The sequence below is a fragment of the Psychroserpens luteus genome (assembly GCF_015319355.1).
GTDB lineage: Bacteria > Bacteroidota > Bacteroidia > Flavobacteriales > Flavobacteriaceae > Psychroserpens > Psychroserpens luteus.
The window spans coordinates 449,859-467,231 of the sequence record NZ_JADILU010000001.1 but is presented as its reverse complement, the minus strand read 5'-3'; the positions used below and the strand labels follow the sequence as shown (position 1 = coordinate 467,231).

Annotated in this window: 14 protein-coding genes; 6 read left to right on the top strand and 8 right to left on the bottom strand. The window is 32.5% G+C overall.

Annotation, left to right across the window (positions count from 1 at the left end; genetic code table 11):
- Window positions 1-24 precede the first annotated feature (24 nt).
- Both IM744_RS02060 and IM744_RS02055 read left to right on the top strand, forming a co-directional pair.
- Window positions 25-984: an OmpA family protein gene (locus tag IM744_RS02060; protein ID WP_194506418.1), complete on the top strand. Its 960-nt coding sequence runs from the start codon at window positions 25-27 to the stop codon at window positions 982-984.
- A gap of 164 nt (window positions 985-1,148) precedes the next feature.
- Entirely contained in the window at window positions 1,149-2,186 is a 1,038-nt protein-coding gene (locus IM744_RS02055; protein ID WP_194506417.1) for an aldo/keto reductase, read from the top strand.
- A gap of 107 nt (window positions 2,187-2,293) precedes the next feature.
- Here the strand turns inward: IM744_RS02055 and IM744_RS02050 are convergent, their stop codons facing one another.
- Entirely contained in the window at window positions 2,294-3,838 is a 1,545-nt protein-coding gene (locus IM744_RS02050) for an Rne/Rng family ribonuclease (RefSeq protein WP_194506416.1), read from the bottom strand.
- A 332-nt stretch (window positions 3,839-4,170) separates the two neighbouring features.
- Window positions 4,171-4,461: an HU family DNA-binding protein gene (locus IM744_RS02045; protein WP_028870804.1), complete on the bottom strand. Its 291-nt coding sequence runs from the start codon at window positions 4,459-4,461 to the stop codon at window positions 4,171-4,173.
- A 133-nt stretch (window positions 4,462-4,594) separates the two neighbouring features.
- Between IM744_RS02045 and mutY the strand changes: the two genes are divergently transcribed.
- The 4 genes from mutY to gldD all read left to right on the top strand — a co-directional run bounded on the left by mutY (window position 4,595) and on the right by gldD (window position 8,101).
- Window positions 4,595-5,641 (top strand): A/G-specific adenine glycosylase, encoded by a 1,047-nt coding sequence (gene mutY, locus IM744_RS02040; protein ID WP_194506415.1) that lies wholly within the window; start codon window positions 4,595-4,597, stop codon window positions 5,639-5,641.
- Between the two features lie 77 nt (window positions 5,642-5,718).
- A complete protein-coding gene (locus IM744_RS02035; protein WP_194506414.1) occupies window positions 5,719-6,171 on the top strand; it encodes a single-stranded DNA-binding protein in 453 nt (150 codons plus the stop codon).
- Window positions 6,172-6,196: 25 nt separating this feature from the next.
- Entirely contained in the window at window positions 6,197-7,504 is a 1,308-nt protein-coding gene (locus IM744_RS02030) for a gliding motility-associated protein GldE (protein WP_194506413.1), read from the top strand.
- A 15-nt stretch (window positions 7,505-7,519) separates the two neighbouring features.
- A complete protein-coding gene (gene gldD, locus IM744_RS02025) occupies window positions 7,520-8,101 on the top strand; it encodes a gliding motility lipoprotein GldD (RefSeq protein ID WP_194506412.1) in 582 nt (193 codons plus the stop codon).
- Between the two features lie 180 nt (window positions 8,102-8,281).
- On the opposite strand, the gene IM744_RS02020 is transcribed toward gldD, so the two are convergent.
- The 6 genes from IM744_RS02020 to IM744_RS01995 all read right to left on the bottom strand — a co-directional run bounded on the left by IM744_RS02020 (window position 8,282) and on the right by IM744_RS01995 (window position 17,316).
- Window positions 8,282-9,934 carry a choice-of-anchor J domain-containing protein gene (locus IM744_RS02020; RefSeq protein WP_194506411.1) on the bottom strand — a complete coding sequence of 551 codons (1,653 nt, stop codon included), beginning with the start codon at window positions 9,932-9,934 and terminating at the stop codon, window positions 8,282-8,284.
- A gap of 12 nt (window positions 9,935-9,946) precedes the next feature.
- On the bottom strand, window positions 9,947-12,493 hold the full coding sequence (locus tag IM744_RS02015; protein ID WP_194506410.1) for a TonB-dependent receptor: 2,547 nt from the start codon (window positions 12,491-12,493) through the stop codon (window positions 9,947-9,949).
- 163 nt (window positions 12,494-12,656) lie between these two features.
- Window positions 12,657-14,303, bottom strand: a complete 1,647-nt coding sequence (gene pgi, locus IM744_RS02010) for a glucose-6-phosphate isomerase (RefSeq protein ID WP_194506409.1) — start codon at window positions 14,301-14,303, stop codon at window positions 12,657-12,659.
- Window positions 14,303-15,589: a peptidoglycan DD-metalloendopeptidase family protein gene (locus IM744_RS02005; RefSeq protein WP_194506408.1), complete on the bottom strand. Its 1,287-nt coding sequence runs from the start codon at window positions 15,587-15,589 to the stop codon at window positions 14,303-14,305. The genes pgi and IM744_RS02005 overlap by 1 nt, the downstream gene beginning before the upstream one ends.
- A 10-nt stretch (window positions 15,590-15,599) precedes the next feature.
- Window positions 15,600-16,532, bottom strand: coding sequence for a tryptophan 2,3-dioxygenase family protein (locus tag IM744_RS02000; protein ID WP_194506407.1), 933 nt, complete (start codon window positions 16,530-16,532; stop codon window positions 15,600-15,602).
- 4 nt (window positions 16,533-16,536) lie between these two features.
- Complete coding sequence (locus IM744_RS01995; protein WP_194506406.1) at window positions 16,537-17,316, bottom strand: DUF3108 domain-containing protein; 780 nt, start codon at window positions 17,314-17,316, stop codon at window positions 16,537-16,539.
- Window positions 17,317-17,373 lie beyond the last annotated feature (57 nt).

Below are 17,373 nucleotides of genomic sequence, written 5' to 3'. Positions count from 1 at the left end.
TTAAATAACTTAACCTTAAATAACATGCTTAAAAAATTGTCATTAATAGCACTAACATTAGTCTTAACAACCTCATGTGTCTCTAAAAAAATCTACACAGATTTAGAAGACAAGTATGCTAATCTTAAAAAAGAAAATAGAAAATTAGCAGATACTAATCAAGATTTAGAAACAACTTTAAATGAAGCTAAAAATGATTTAGCTAAGCTTAAGAAAGATTATGATAACACATTGGCGCAGCGCAACAAATTGCAAAGTGATTATGATGCTACAAATTCAAATCTTGACAATTTAAAAGCGTCTTACGATGCTTTAGAAAAAAACAGTAGTGCATCAATTGCAGAAAACTCTAAAAAGAATAGAGAACTTTTAGCACAATTAGAAGCTAAAGAACAAGCCTTAGCTGCTGAAAACGCTCGATTAGAAAAATTAAAAAAAGAATTAGAATCTAGGTCTCAACGTGTTGCAGAATTAGAAAATGTGATTGCGAGTAAAGATGCTGCAATGTCCAAATTAAAAGATGCTATTTCTAAAGCTTTAACCAATTTTGAAGGCAAAGGACTAACGGTAGAACAACGCAATGGAAAAGTTTATGTTTCTATGGAAAACAAACTCCTTTTTCAATCTGGAAGTTGGGCAGTGGGATCACAAGGTAAACAAGCAGTGAAGCAATTGGGAGCAGTATTAGCCGAAAATCCAGAGATTGCTATTTTAATTGAAGGTCATACAGATGATGTTCCTTACAAAGGAAACGATCAACTAAGCGGAAATTGGGATTTATCTGCTAAACGTGCTACTGCGATTGTCAATATCTTAAGAGAGAACCCATCTATACAACCTGAAAATTTAACTGCTGCAGGACGTGGTGAATTTGCTCCTGTAGCAAGTAATGATTCTGCGGTAGGCAAAGCTCAAAACAGACGTATTGAAGTGATTTTAACACCAAAACTAGATGAGATTTCTAAGTTGTTGAATGAGATATAGGCCTAGCGCCATTCTGAACTTGATTCAGAATCTCATATGAGTAATAAACCTTAACATACATTTAGACCTTTCAGATTATAAAATCCTGAAAGGTCTTTTTATATTTACATAACATATATTTAAGTTTAATTAAAATAAGATTCCTGTTTTTACAGCAACTGAAGATGAAATACACAACACTACCAAAAACAGATATAAAAGTTAGTAAAATATGCTTAGGCACGATGACTTGGGGAAATCAAAATACCCAAAACGAAGGTTTTGTACAAATGGATTTAGCACTTGATAAAGGTGTTAATTTTTTTGATACTGCGGAATTGTATCCAGTTCCTGCTGAACAAAAAACATACGCAGAAACCGAACGCATTATAGGTAACTGGTTTGAGAAAACAGGAAACAGAGATAAAGTTGTTTTAGGAAGTAAAATTGCAGGAACAGGAGATTATACTGCTCATATTAGAACCAACGGATTTAGTAAAGAAGCGCTCAACGATGCTGTTAACAACAGTTTAAAGCGTCTTAAAACAGATTATATAGATTTATACCAATTGCATTGGCCAGAGCGCGAAACTAACACGTTTGGAGTACGAGATTACAACCATAAATCTGAAGATAAATGGAAAGAGAACTTTAACGAGGTTCTTAATAGCTTAGATGATATCATAAAATCTGGTAAAATACGTCAAGTTGGTATTTCTAATGAAAAAGCTTGGGGAACCATGCGCTATTTAGAAGAATCAAAAACAAATAATCTACCAAGAATGATCACTATACAAAACGCCTATTCATTATTGAATCGTGTTTTTGAAGGTGATATGGCAGAGATTGCTATTCGAGAAGAGATTGGTTTATTAGCTTATTCTCCAATGGCATTTGGTGTTTTATCTGGCAAATATGTAAAAGGTACTGCAGGAGACAATACACGTTTAAAACTGTTTCCGAGATTTGCTAGATACAGTGGAGACAAAGCTACAGAAGCTACAAAACGTTATCTAAAAATTGCAGAAGATCATAATATGACCTTAGCTCAAATGTCTTTAGCCTTTGTAACCGATAGACCTTTTATAACCAGTAATATTATTGGAGCGACCTCTTTAGAGCAATTAGAAGAGAACATTGATAGTGTAAATATTACTTTAAGTGATGATGTTTTAAAGGCGATTAATGAAGTGCATGCTGAGATTCCAAATCCTGCACCTTGATTTTTTTCTTCGGAAATTTTCTATAGCTGGCACATTTCCGAAGAAAAATTAAAACCTTTTAAAAAAGAAAAACCCCTTTACACATAAGTGAAAAGGGGTTTTAGATATTATTTGATTTCCTTACCATCTTTATCAATAAAATGGTATTCAAGATATGTGTAAGCATCTCTAGGTAAAACTTTTACCCATTTTTTATGTTCCATAAACCACTTAGAACGTACTGATGGAAACCCTTTGGTTATAAAGGCTGCTATAAATGGATGTGCATTAAGCGTTATCTTTTTATAGTCTTTTTTGATGAGTCTCTCTAGGTCTTGAGTAATGCGTTGAATCACTTTAATTGGTGCTTCAATTTCTTCTCCTGCAATACCATTTGGATTGTCTTCTTTTGTTTTAATGTTGCGTTCTGGGCGAACACGTTGTCTGGTAATTTGTATTAAACCAAACTTACTAGGAGGCAAAATTTTATGCTTTGCCTTATCATCATTCATTTCGTCACGAAGATGATTGTACAATTTTTTTCGATTCTCTGCTTTATTCATATCAATAAAATCTACTACGATAATTCCTCCCATATCACGTAAACGCAATTGACGAGCAATTTCTGAAGCAGAAATCATATTGACTTCCAAGGCAGTATCCTCTTGATTATTTTCTTTGTTAGATCTGTTACCACTATTTACATCAATAACATGCATCGCTTCGGTATGTTCTATTACCAAATAAGCGCCTCGTGCCATAGATACTGTGCGACCAAAAGATGTTTTTATTTGACGCTCTATTCCAAACTTTTCATAAAGTGGTACGCCATTTTTATACATCTTCACAATTGATTCTTTAGAAGGTGCAATTTCTTGCACATAATCTTTAATTTGTCCATAAAGCACCTCGTCATCTACAGTAATACCTGAGAATGAATCATCAAAGATATCTCTTAAAATTGAAGAGGCTTTGTTCATTTCACTCAATACTTTACTTGGATGATGGGCTTTATTTAATTTTTTACACATTGCTGTCCATCTATTCAGCAAATTCTGTAAATCTTTGTCGAGCTCGGCAACTTTTTTGCCTTCTGCGACAGTACGAATTATAACACCAAAACCTTTAGGTGTAATACTCTTGACCAAACGTTTTAAACGTTCTTTTTCTTCTTTAGAATCAATCTTTTGAGAGATTGAAATACGATCAGAAAATGGTACAAGAACAATATAACGACCTGCAATTGACAACTCGCTACTAATACGAGGTCCTTTGGTTGAAATTGGTTCTTTTACAATTTGTACTAATAGAGATTGATTAGACTTTAAAACATTAGCTACGCTACCATTTTTGTCTATATCTTTCTCAAACTGAAAATTTTTCAGTAAAAAATCGGTATGTCTACCTGCGCTTACACGTTTAACGAATTTTAAAAGTGAAGGTAATTTTGGTCCTAAATCATGATAATGCAAAAAAGCATCTTTCTCATAACCTACATTTACAAATGCAGCATTTAGACCAGGAACAGCTTTGCGTATTTTGGCAATAAATATATCACCAACAGCAAAGTTGTTATCATCTTCATCTTTGTGTAACTCGATAAGTTTTCCATCTTTTAATAAGGCAAAATCAACAATATCAGAACTCGATCTAATAATCAATTCTTTTTCCATTTTGTTAATTTTAATCTATTTTGATTCATTTCAAAACAGATGGATATTTATTTTGACACAGGATATTTAATCCAGTAAATTCATGTATTACGAAGGTAAACGTAATAGATTCATGAATTTTATATCAAAGAACGTTGTTGTTAAAAAAGTGAAAAAGTAGTTTTGCAACTACTTTTTCATTTTATTTTTTCTTGTGACGATTAGCGCGTCTACGTTTTTTACGCTTATGCGTAGCCACCTTATGTCTTTTCCTTTTTTTACCACTTGGCATAAATAAGTATTTTTTAAATTAATATTTGTTTTAATACCGAAACCTTTTCGGTAAGTGTGTTTTAGTTTACTTCAACGTTAGTCTTAACACCTTCTACAAATACTTTTGCAGGTTTAAATGCAGGAATATTGTGTGCAGGTATTTTAATCGTTGTATTCTTTGAAATGTTACGTCCAGTTTTTTCAGCTCTAGTCTTTACAATAAAACTTCCAAAACCTCTCAAGTATACATTATCACCACCTTCTAAAGAAGACTTCACTTCTTCCATGAAAGTTTCAACTGTTGCTTGAACATCTCCTTTTTCAATTCCTAATTTATCAGAAATCTTAGCTACTATATCAGCTTTTGTCATTGTTATTAATTTTAGGGTTATCTATTAATTATAAGGGATGCAAATATAGGTAATTTAATTTCAATATTTCAAGCGTAATTAATTAAAATTTAACCTTCTAAAGATTTACTTTTGCCAATATTTTGAAATTTAAATGAATTTTACGAAAATTTTAACACACTGGTACTCAGTTAATAAACGAGACTTACCTTGGAGACAGACTAAAAATCCTTATCATATTTGGTTGTCTGAAATAATTATGCAGCAAACCCAGATTAAGCAAGGGTTACCTTATTATGAAGCATTTGTTACCAATTTCCCTACAGTTTTTGACTTAGCAAACGCGAATGAACAAGATGTTTTAAAGCTTTGGCAAGGTTTAGGCTATTATTCTAGAGCTAGGAATTTACATGCTTCTGCTAAATATATTTGTAGTGAACTTGATGGTGTATTCCCGACAACATATCTAGAACTATTAAAACTAAAAGGTGTTGGTGATTACACTGCTAGTGCTATTTCTTCAATTTGTTTTGATGAACTTCATGCTGTAGTTGATGGAAATGTATATCGTGTGCTCTCAAGATTTTTTGGAATTTCTACTCCTATTAATAGTACTCAAGGTATAAAGGAGTTTAAATTGTTAGCCACTAAACTGCTAAACAATAAAAATCCTGGTGATTATAATCAAGCGGTAATGGAGTTTGGTGCAACACAATGCAAACCTAAAAATCCATATTGTATTGTTTGTCCTTTAGAGAATAGTTGTGTTGCTTTACAACAAGGAACTGTTAGTGATTTACCTGTAAAACTTAAAAAGACGAAAGTCACTAAAAAGCATTTTAATTTTTTGGTGCTCATTTCCGAAGATAAAAAAACAGTATTTGAGCAACGTACCACAAAGGGTATTTGGCAAAACTTGTATCAGTTTCCTTTAATTGAAAGTGATAAAGAAATTAATTCTGAAGTATTTAAAAGCCATCCTTTAGTTAATGACTATTTTAAAACTATTGATTTCTCGTTTAGTGTTTTTAATCCAGAACCTATTATTCATAAACTATCACATCAACATTTACATACTAAGTTTTGGATTATTGAGGTTAAAACACTCGAGAATGAAGGTATTCCAATTTCCGAAGTAAAAACCTATCCAACACCTACATTAATTAGTAATTTTATAGATACGTTTGATTTCTCTTTTTAGAAAAACCATAAATTTTTCTTACTTTTAATACAGTGATTACAAAATGCTTAATTTTGTATACTTAAATAAAATATATTATGTCAGGAACATTAAATAAAGTGATGCTTATTGGGCATTTAGGAGATGAAGTGAAGATGCATTATTTTGATGGAGGCAACTGCATAGGTCGTTTCCCGCTAGCAACTAATGAAACCTATACAAACAAACAAACCAACGAGCGTGTTACCAATACAGAATGGCACAATATCGTGGTTAGAAATAAAGCTGCAGAGATTTGCGAAAAGTACTTATCTAAAGGAGATAAAGTATATATTGAAGGTCGCCTAAAAACTAGAAAATGGCAGGATGACAAAGGTACAGATCGTTACTCAACAGAGATTCAATGTACTGATTTTACGTTTTTAACAACTAAAAATGATAATCAAGGCGGAAATGTGCCAACTCCAAACCCTCAACAAGCTGCACAAAAACCAGCTAGTAATCCTGTAACTCAAACACCAACTGAAGATAGTGATGATCTTCCGTTTTAATTAAACTAAACTTAAACTATTTACCTTGGATCCTGAACCCACGAGTTTAATAATTATAATGCTCAATACAAACGTAACTTTCGTTTCTGGGTTTATTTTGCTTTTTGTTTTACTCTTTTGCTCTGCACTTATAAGTGGTGTAGAAGTTGCTTTTTTCTCTTTGAGTAAATCTGATATTGATTTAGGTCTTGGAGAAAATTCAAAAAAATTCAATATCATTTCAAAACTGCTTGAACGACCAAAAAAATTATTAGCAACCATTCTCGTAGCTAATAACTTTATAAATATTGGTATTGTTATTTTGTTTGCTTACTTGGGTGAAACACTTTTTGCGAGTGTTGAGTTATCCTGGGTTCGCTTTCTTTTAGAAGTCGTAGTTATCACATTTTTAATTTTACTATTTGGTGAAATTGTACCTAAAATTTATGCGAGTAGAAACCGTGTGAAGTTTGCTGTTTTTATGGCAATTCCGCTCAAAGTACTTGATGTTATTTTTTCTCCTATTAGCTTACCTATGCGTCAAATAACTTTAGGGATTCATAATAAACTAGGTAAACAAAAATCAAACCTTAGTGTTGACCAATTGTCACAGGCTCTTGAACTCACGGGAGATAGTGATACTACAGATGAAGAACATAAGATTTTAAAAGGTATTGTCTCTTTTGGTAACACAGACACCAAACAAGTCATGCGTCCTAGAATGGATATTTTTGCACTTAGTGAAGATGCTAAATACACTGATATTATTGAAGAAGTCATCAATAACGGTTACTCAAGAATACCTGTTTATAAAGATAGTATAGACTCAGTTACTGGTATTTTATATGTAAAAGATTTACTGCCTTATATCGACAGAGAAGAATTTAATTGGACGACCTTATTACGCGATCCATTTTTTGTGCCTGAGAATAAGAAACTTGATGATCTAATGGTTGAGTTTCAAGAGAAAAAAGTCCATCTAGCCATTGTGGTAGATGAGTATGGAGGAACCTCTGGAGTTGTATCACTCGAAGATGTTATTGAAGAGATTGTAGGTGATATTAGCGATGAATTTGACGATGATGATGTTATTTACACTAAGATTGATAAAAATAATTATTCCTTTGAAGGCAAAACAACTTTAAAAGATTTTTATAAGATTATAAAGCTTGACGACGAAACAGATTTTGAAGATCATAAAGGTGAAGCAGAAACGATTGCTGGATTTGTTTTAGAGATTTCTGGCATTTTCCCAAGACGTCAAAGTAAAATAAATTTCAAAAATTACGTTTTTACTGTAGAAGCTATAGACAAAAAGCGCATCAAACAAATTAAGTTTACCATTTTAGACTAAAATAGTCCAGCTATTATGAAAATTAAAAACATAGTCTTTCCGTTACTCGCTATTGCTTGTTTTTCCTGCGGAAATGATCCTTTACCAAAACCTAAAGCAATGCTAAGGTTAGAATATCAAACACCTAAATATTCAAAAGTAGATGTAAAATTACCTTTTACTTTTGAAAAAAATGAACTCGCAGAAAAAATCTCTAGTATTAAATTAGATGGCATCAATAATCTATCTGGAGTAAATATTAACTATCCAAATATGAAAGGTACGATCTACCTTACCTACAAGAAGGTTAATACTACTAATCTAGATTCATTGCTTAGAGATGCGCAAGCGTTAACCCAAAAGCATACGATGAAAGCAGATGAGATTGAAAGCGTGCTTTATGAAAACAAAGACCAAAACGTATTTGGTATGTTCTATGAGGTTGGAGGCAATGCAGCATCACAATCACAATTCTATGTCACAGACAGCACTAAACATTTTTTAACAGGTTCATTATACTTCTACGCAAAACCTAATTATGATTCCATTTTACCAGCAGCAGCATATCTAAAAAACGATATAAAGCATATTATGGAAACTGTAGAGTGGAAAGAATAGACTTACTGAATTAAATATTCAGTATTCAGTAAAGCAATTTTCTCATTTTTGATAACTAAAACAGATCATGCTTATTTTGCTTTCTTTTTCAAAAGAGAAATTTAATTTAATTATTACTTCGGAAAAACAAAAATGCCTATCGATAACGATAGGCATTTTTTATAAGTTTAAATTGTTTTATTAATTAACAATCCATTCTCCGCCTTCTTTGATAAAGCTTTCTGTTAAAACTTGTAATCCATTATCATAAAGCAAGTATGTTACTTGATATTTTTGACCTTCGACTGCACTAGGATCTAAATAATCTAAAAATACAGTTAACGAATATGTAACTTGGGTAGCTGTCCAGTTATAATCATAATCATGATAATCAATTAAGGTACCAACTAAATCAGTATATTCTGAATCAGAAGCTAATGTGTTACCAATATATTCATAATCAGGATTTGTTAATGTATATCTAATCGTATTATCTGGAACCCAAATACCATTTTCAAAGCCAAACTGCAAAGATGATATGTTTGGTGACCAGCTACCGTTAGTAAATGTATACAGATTTCCTTTTATAACTGTACCAACAGCTGATCCTCCATAATACTTATAAGTAATAAAGATATCATCTTCTTCTTGTGCAAATGGGTATTTAATACTTAAAAACTGTGGTAAATAATTTGATGCTGAAGTAGAACCACTAAAGTTATTGTACTGACCTGGTTGACCAGATCCAGTTCCCATAGAATCATAATCTGCAGATGTTAAATAGTAAACATCATCAACAAGATTCCAAGAAGAACCATCAAATTTATAGTAATTAGTATTTGTGATTGATGGTCCTGTAATACCTACAGTTTTAATAGTAGTACTTGCAATTCTCCATCTACCAGCATCATCAACTGTAGATTCATACTTAAAAGCGATGTTAATTGTTTCTCCTCCATAAGAAGAAAAATCATAGTCCTCAGATGGATCTAATGTATCAACTCCTGCAGTTGTTGCTAAGTTAATCTCATCCCAATTTGCTGCTCCTGTATCACCAGTATAATCCGTAGATACTAATATTTTAAGTAATGATGCATCAGTAGCATATTTTATAGCGTGAGCAATTTGAAACCTAAGATCAGTTTCTCCAGATAAATCAATTGAAGGAGACACTAACCATTCTACGTTAGGAACTTGCCCACTAAAGAAACCATTACCTTGAATATAATCATCTAACGAAGTCCAAACATCACTAATACCAGATTCTTCAACAACAGACCAACCTTCAAAACTTCCAGCAAAATCATATGCTATTAATGGAGCAAAACCAACTACAGGTTCTTCAGTATATTGATCGTATTCTACTAAAACTATTTGACCCTCCGTAGGACTAGCAATTTGATTTACTAATACATCTTCTAAAAAATCTGTAGGCTCTTCATTAGGAAAAAACGCATTACTAGCACCAGTAGGATAATCACTTGCAACTAATTCATAATCATCTGCATTTACATAAGCACTTACATCTTCTGGGTTACCATCGTATAAGTTATAATTTACAGTTACAGAAGAACCTTCTCCCCAATAAGGATATTTATCGCTTAAAAAAGCAGGCAACATTAGCTTTGCATCATCTACATTACTAAACGCTTCAAATGTTTCGTAATAATCTGGATCTTCATCATCTCCTTGTTCTACAATTGCAGTATAATCATCTGTTGACATTGTAAATTCATCAACTCCAACTACTGGATTGTCTTGTGCATCAATTTCGTTGTTGATGTCTTCTAAAGGATTACAACCTACAATGGTTGTTCCTAAAATAATGGCAATTAAATATACTATTTTTTTCATTTTCTTAATTTTTTAAAATTTAAGTTTTGCACCAACACTAAATGTTCTTCCGTATCCGTAATATACTAACGCAGTTTGAGAAACTGAACCTGCGCCATCATTTGCATCTGAGATATACTCAGTATCAAATATATTATTCATTCTAGCTGTTAATACAGCATCAAAGTCACCAAATTTAAAACCATGAGATACAGCAGTATCAAAAACACCATAAGCAGGAACCTTCCATGCATCTGGTGCTCCAGCAACACCACGTCTACTTGGATCATAATCAGCATACAAATTATCGAAGTAATTGTAATCTACAGTGAATTTAGTATCTTGTGTTAATTGATAATTAGCTCCTAATGCAAATGTTGTTTGCGCAGCATCACCAACGTGTAAGTCTTCAATAAACAAGTTAACTGTTCTAATCACATTTTGATCTTCATCTAAAATAGTTACATTTTCAATGTTGTTTTCCCATCTCCAGTCACCTAGAGAAGCCATACCTGTAAGTTTTAACTTTTCTGTAGCCTTATAAACTAAGTCTATTTCAATACCTTGGTGTATTGCATTAACTCCTAAAACATTTGCTGAAGCGAAAGTTCCATCTGGTTGTTGAAACCCAACAGTCTCTGTTCTATCTCTCCATGTCGTTCTATAAAGATTTACGTTGGCAGTTAACCTATCACCTCTAAAACCATAACCTAATTCAAAACTTAAAACTTTTTCGTTTTCAGCATCTTCAATAATATGTTCATTATCAAATTGGGTAAAAACTGCATCAAAATCTGGTGCCTTTTCAAAGTAACCTAAGTTAACAAAAACATTATGATTGCCATCAATATTATAGTTAGCACCACCTTTTGCTCCAAAACCAAGGAAATTATAACGATCTGTCTCTTGTAATGGATCACTATCTAAATAGTTGAAGTAATCTATTCTTTTGTAACTTGTATTAGAAGCAGATAAAGACACAAAACCTGCTAACTTATCTTTAGAATATTCTAGTTGACCAAAAACACCTAACCAACCAACTTTACCGTCATTATGATAACTTCTTTTATCCCCTACTTGTAATGCTGCATTTGGATTATTTACATTACTATTATCTGCTAAATACTGTCCACCTAATAAATCTGTAACTTCTTGAAAATGGATTCCAGTGTAATCTCTAAAATCTAAACCACCTAATAATACGAGTTCATCAGATAAATCTGTTTTCAAAGTTGATAAAATACCATACCAAATATGGTCATTTCTAGAAGCTCTTAAAGCAGCTGTAGAACCATTTGCTCCATTAGCAATGTTTTCGTCAACAATTTTATCAAAGTCAACTGTTCCTAAATTTCCAATTCTATAATCTGGACTAGAAAGATTGAATTTACTGCTTAAAGAACCAGCAGTTCCTCCACCACCTCCAGAACCAAAAGAAGCATAAGCTGCAGTTGACACAGAAGTTTTGTCATTTAATGTCCAGTAATGATTTAAAGACATTTGAGGTTTGTGATAAAAATTATCTTCAACATGAGTTACTTGACCATTTTTGTAACCCCAATCTGCATTAAACTTTTTACCTCTTTCACTTTCGTTAAAAGTCTCAATAAGTTGTCTGTTTTGTCTTTGTCCGTGACGTTGTTTTGCTCCAAAAGCAGAAAAAGACAACTTATGATTATCATTAATTTCTTTAGACAAGTTAATAAAATAAGACACAGCGTTAAACTCAGTCCCATCAACATATCCATCTCCATCTGTTTTAGAAGCAGAAACTGTTGCAGCTAAACCATTCTCCATCAATCCTGTAGAATATGTTAAACCGAATTTTTTATAACCATCATTTGCTAAAGTTGTGTAAACATTACCACCTGCTTCAACATCTGTAGTTTTTGTTACAATATTGATAGTTCCACCAACAGAAGGCACAGCAACTTTAGATGCTCCTAATCCTCTTTGCACTTGCATAGAACTTGTAACATCTCCTAATCCTCCCCAGTTAGACCAATATACTGCACCGTTTTCCATATCATTTACAGGAATACCGTTAATCATTACAGCTACGTTCTCTGAACTAAATCCTCTAAGGTTAATTCTACCATCTCCATAACCACCACCAGATTTGGTAGCATATACACCAGGAGTTGACTTTAAAATCTCAGGAAATTCTTGAGTTCCTAATTTTAGCTCAATATCTGCAGCTCTAACTGTAGATACTGCAACAGGTGTTTTTCTGTCTACTGCTACAGAAGCAATGATTTGAATTTCCTGTAAACCTACTTCACTAGAAGCTAACGTTATTGTTCCTAAATTTTGATCTCCAGAAAAAGAAATCGTTTGAGAATTGTAACCTACAAATGTAATAACTAGCTCACCTGAAGAGGCATTTGTTTTGAGAGTAAAATTTCCATCAAAATCTGTCGTTGTTCCATTTGAAGTTCCTTTTTCAACAATATTTGCACCTGGTAAAGGTTCATTCATATCTGAGCCTAAGAGCTTACCAGATATTGTGCTTTGAGAAAAGGCGAGTGTAGTGCACAATAAGACTACAAGTACCAATAAACATTTTGAAAATTTTTTCATTGTTTAAGATTTATTTAAGAGTTTTAATTTTTGGCAAAAATACGTCTGTTTGGACGATCCTATATTACCATAACGTTAACAATTGTTAACACATAAAAATACTTAAAATTTTCTTAAATTTTAAAATTAGAATACTGGAAATTAGTCAAGTATTCAACATTAATTAACCTTGACTCTGGTAGTATTTAATGAGGTTTTGAGTAGATTGGTCATGATTGTTGATAACATTTACATCATGAAGCTCCTTTAAAATCGCGTTAGCGAGTTGTTTCCCTAATTCGACCCCAAATTGGTCGTAGCTAAAAATATTCCAGATAATCCCTTGAACAAAAATCTTATGTTCATACATGGCTATCAACTTACCTAAACTTTCTGGAGTTAACTTTTCGATTAAAAAAGTAGTTGTAGGCTTATTCCCATCAAATACTTTGAAAGGTGTTAGCTCTTTAATTTTTTCTTCGGAAGCTCCTTGCGCTTTCAACTCATCAATTACCACTTGTTGTGATTTACCATTCATCAACGCTTCTGTTTGCGCAAAAAAGTTTGACATTAGCTTATCTTGATGGTCTTGATTACCATGAAGTGATTTTGCAAAGCCTATAAATTCCGCAGGAATTAATTTAGTTCCTTGATGAATCAATTGAAAGAACGCGTGCTGAGAATTTGTACCTGGTTCTCCCCAAATTATGGTTCCGGTTTGATAATTTATTTTATCTCCATTTCTGTCTACAATTTTCCCATTACTTTCCATGATCCCTTGCTGTAGGTAAGTAGCAAATTGATTTAAATATTGCGAGTAAGGAATAACAGCTTCAGTTTCGGCATTGAAAAAATTATTATACCAAACGCTTAATAATGCGGTAATTACTGGGATGTTTTTATCAAAATCTTCGGTTTTAAAATGCTCATCCATTTTATGAGCTCCTAAAAGAAGTTTGTCAAAATTATCAAAACCTACTGCTAAACTTATAGAAAGTCCAACTGCACTCCACAGTGAAAATCGTCCTCCAACCCAGTTCCACATTGGGAAAATATTATCTTCATCAATCCCAAAGGCTTTCACCTTTTCAATATTTGTAGATACTGCAACAAAATGTTTTGATACTGCTTCTTGAGGTGCATGCTTTAAAAACCACTCTCTTAAAGTATTGGCATTAGATAAGGTTTCTTGTGTCGTAAATGTTTTAGAAACAATCACAAAAAGTGTTGTATCAGGATTTAAGTTTTTAATGACTTCATTAACGTGGTCGCCATCTACATTACTTACAAAATGTGTTTTTAAATGATTTTTATAAAAAGCTAAAGAATCTACAACCATCGCTGGACCTAAATCTGAACCACCAATACCAATATTTACAATATCTGTAAATGGTTGATTTTTGTAAGTTTTAATTTGACCACCAATGACTTTATTAGAAAAGTCTTTGATTTTATGCTTTACTTCAAAAATCTCTTTCATTACATTCTCTCCATCTACAAGAACCTCAGCATTCTCAGGGTTTCTTAATGCAGTATGTAATACTTCGCGACCTTCGGTTTGATTGATAACATCTCCACCAAAATATTTACCCATAGCATCTTTAAGATCTACTTCATTTGCTAGTTCTAATAACAAATCAAGTGTTTCTTTAGATACTCTATGTTTTGAATAATCTACATAAAAATCTTCCCATTTAATAGTCATATCATTTGCTCGGTTGGTATGTTGAGCAAACAAATCTTTAAGATGCGTATGTTCTATAGTTTCAAAATGTGCTTGTAATTTACTCCAAGCAGCTGTTTTTGTTGGGTTGATTGTTTTTAATGCCATTATTGTATTTTGCTAGTAAGTGTTTCTTCTTCTGAAGGAATTTCTATTTTATTATCTTTAAATTGAATATTATCCAACTGTATTTTTAACGGTTTGATAAATTCTGTATAGTTAGCTTTTAATGAGTCTGGAATAGACTCTGCAGCTGGTAATTTTTCTTGGAAAGGATCTACTTGTTTTCCATTTTTCCAAAAACGGTAACACACATGAGGTCCACCTGTATTTCCTGTCATACCAACCCAACCAATTACATCACCTTGTTTTACAAATTGTCCTTTTTTGACATTTTGACCTTTCATGTGCAAGTATTGTGTGCTGTAGGTTCCGTTGTGTTTAATTTTTACATATTTTCCGTTTCCGCCACGTCTTGTAGACTCTGTAACTGTTCCGTTGGCAGTTGCTAAAATCTCTGTTCCAATTGGCGCTGCAAAATCTGTACCTTTATGTGGTCTTAATCTATAACCATAATATTTAATACGACGATTTAAATTATATCGAGATGAGATTCTACTGAACTGTACAGGTGCCTTTAAGAATGTTCGTCTTAAACTCTTTGTGTTTTCGTCAAAATAATCGGAAATATTTTTTGTACTATCCACCTCAAAATTAAATGCATAAAACGGTTCGTCCTTATGTTTAAAATAGGCAGCATCAATACTTTCTATTCCTGCAGGAATAGAATCTTCAATAAAACGCTGTGTATAAACAATCTTAAAGCGATCTCCTTTTTGTAATCTAAAGAAATCTATTGTCCAAGCATAAATATCACTCATATCATTAATCAACTCATAAGGCAAACCCTGTTGCTCCATTGTTTCAGAAAGATTATTCATCACAATACCTGAGGCTTCTTTTTGAACAATGCTTATAGGCTTCTTCTCATTATAAGTGATGATTGAATCTGCAAACTTAACAACGACGTAATCAATACTATTTTTTTGGTATATAAAACACTCTGGTGTTTGTAGAGAATCTTTAGAACATAAAAGAGTATATGGCTTACCAACTTTGAGCTTTGTAATATCAAAACTATCTTTAACCTTCTCTGCAATATTGAAAATCCTAGGATAACCTATATGATTACGCTCTAAAATTTCTCCAAAGCTATCTCCACTTTTAATGGTATCTCTTTTTACGATGTAGTCCTCGAGAACAAAACCAAATTCTTTAATTTGTTCTGGTTCAGTAATTATTTCTAATGGTTCTACCTTTGGTTTTTCATCTTCTTTACATGAAAAAACACAAACGCATAATATAAGTGCTATTAATAATTGTTTTGGCTGCATTAATTAGTCTTTAGATATTTTCTCCCCAGTTTTTAATTTCTTCTTCACTCCAAAGTTCTGGAAAAAATATGCGTTTTTGATATTTTGGATGCATATATTTTTTCCAATCACTTCCTCCTGTGGCTTCTCCATCACCTGTACCACTTTCTATGTAGTGACGTGCAGCATTGTAATGTGCCATAACCCATTTAATATTCACTGTATGATCAAAATGACGCATTGCTTTGACTAGGACTTCGCTTTCTTGATCTTCTTTTGGAAGTTCTTTAAATCTAGACCAAAGGTTTTTTGTATTATAAGTTTCCATAAAACGAATGAAATCTCCTTTGTAGCGTTTTTCAAAATTAGTTAAGAGTGTTGATTTCTTACCCGTTTTATAGTCTTTTCCTGCTGCTTGCCAATATAAATGCTCAAAAGCATGCTCAAAAGGCGTGTTGCGATCTATCGTTTTTCTAAACCTGTAATCTATAAGATTGATAAGCTCTGTAGATGCAAACTCAATCATTCTATATTGTGCGCTTTGAAATCCGCTAGCAGGTGTTAACGTATATCGAAACTTCATATATTGCTCAATAGACATGCCTTCTCTCATGATATTAAAAGACGTTGTAAGCATATCAAAATATCTACTTACACGCATGATCTTATCTTCAAAATAAGCAACATTGAGCTCTTCTTTTTCTGCGACTTGTTGGATTTCCCATAAAATCATTTTAAAGATCAATTCATTGATTTGATGGTAAGCAATAAACACCATCTCATCTGGAAGCGTTGTGCGTTGAATTTGAAGATTTAGTAAGGCATCGGTTTGTATATAGTCCCAATACGTAATAGGCTTGCTGTAAAGCAAGCCATATAGGTGGTCATCTGTATCTTGATCTATTTTTGTGTATTTCTCTTGTAATTGCTTAACGATATCGTCAAACTTATGTAAATCATCCATTTAATTAATCAAATTGTATCGGGAAATAGTGCTTTAATCCTTTAAATTCCACCAACTCTGCTCTTAACGAACCTACAGCTAAATCTGCTTGTATTTTAAGCGGAATTTTATTTTCATCTGCACTTACCCAAAGTGTCAAACTTTCTTGTTCCTTAAAGACTCGTCCAGCCATTACGTATGGTCTAAATCTTAAGGTTTTTATTTTTCCAAATTCTGTTTCTATCGTTTCTTTTCCTAAAAATTTTAATTTAAATCCGAAATTTTCTTCATCAAAAAACATGTCTAATTCTACAATATCTCCAACTTTAATATTATCGGTTTCATAATTATTCCGAAGATAATAAAAAGCAGATACCATATCTTGAACGTTTGGCTCTGTCGCAACTATCTTTGTCGTTTTGTGCTTTTTATTTTCTACTAAGGCTTCTTTTTTAACATGATCAAATGCAATCTCAATATCCTTGGTGTGACCACCTTCATCAATTTTTCTAATAAACTTATAAGGCACTCCTGTTTCTTTATCAAAGTAGCTTTCATATCTATCTTTAACTTTAAAAAACCATTTAATAGCACCTGTTGTCCAACCTTTTCCTGTGACGTGATATACAGGTTTACCTTGCAACGTTGTTTCATCAACAGATAATGTTGCATTTCCTGCTTTTAAAAAGCCACTATAACTCATTTCAAATTTAAACCATTCACCATCTTTAAACGCACTCTTCTCTTGAGCAAAAGAGACTTGCGTACAAAACAGAATACTAAATATAAGTAGTACATTTTTCATTATCGTAATTATTACAAATGAAACTTTTATCTTTCATTTTATTGTTCAGTAGGTAGA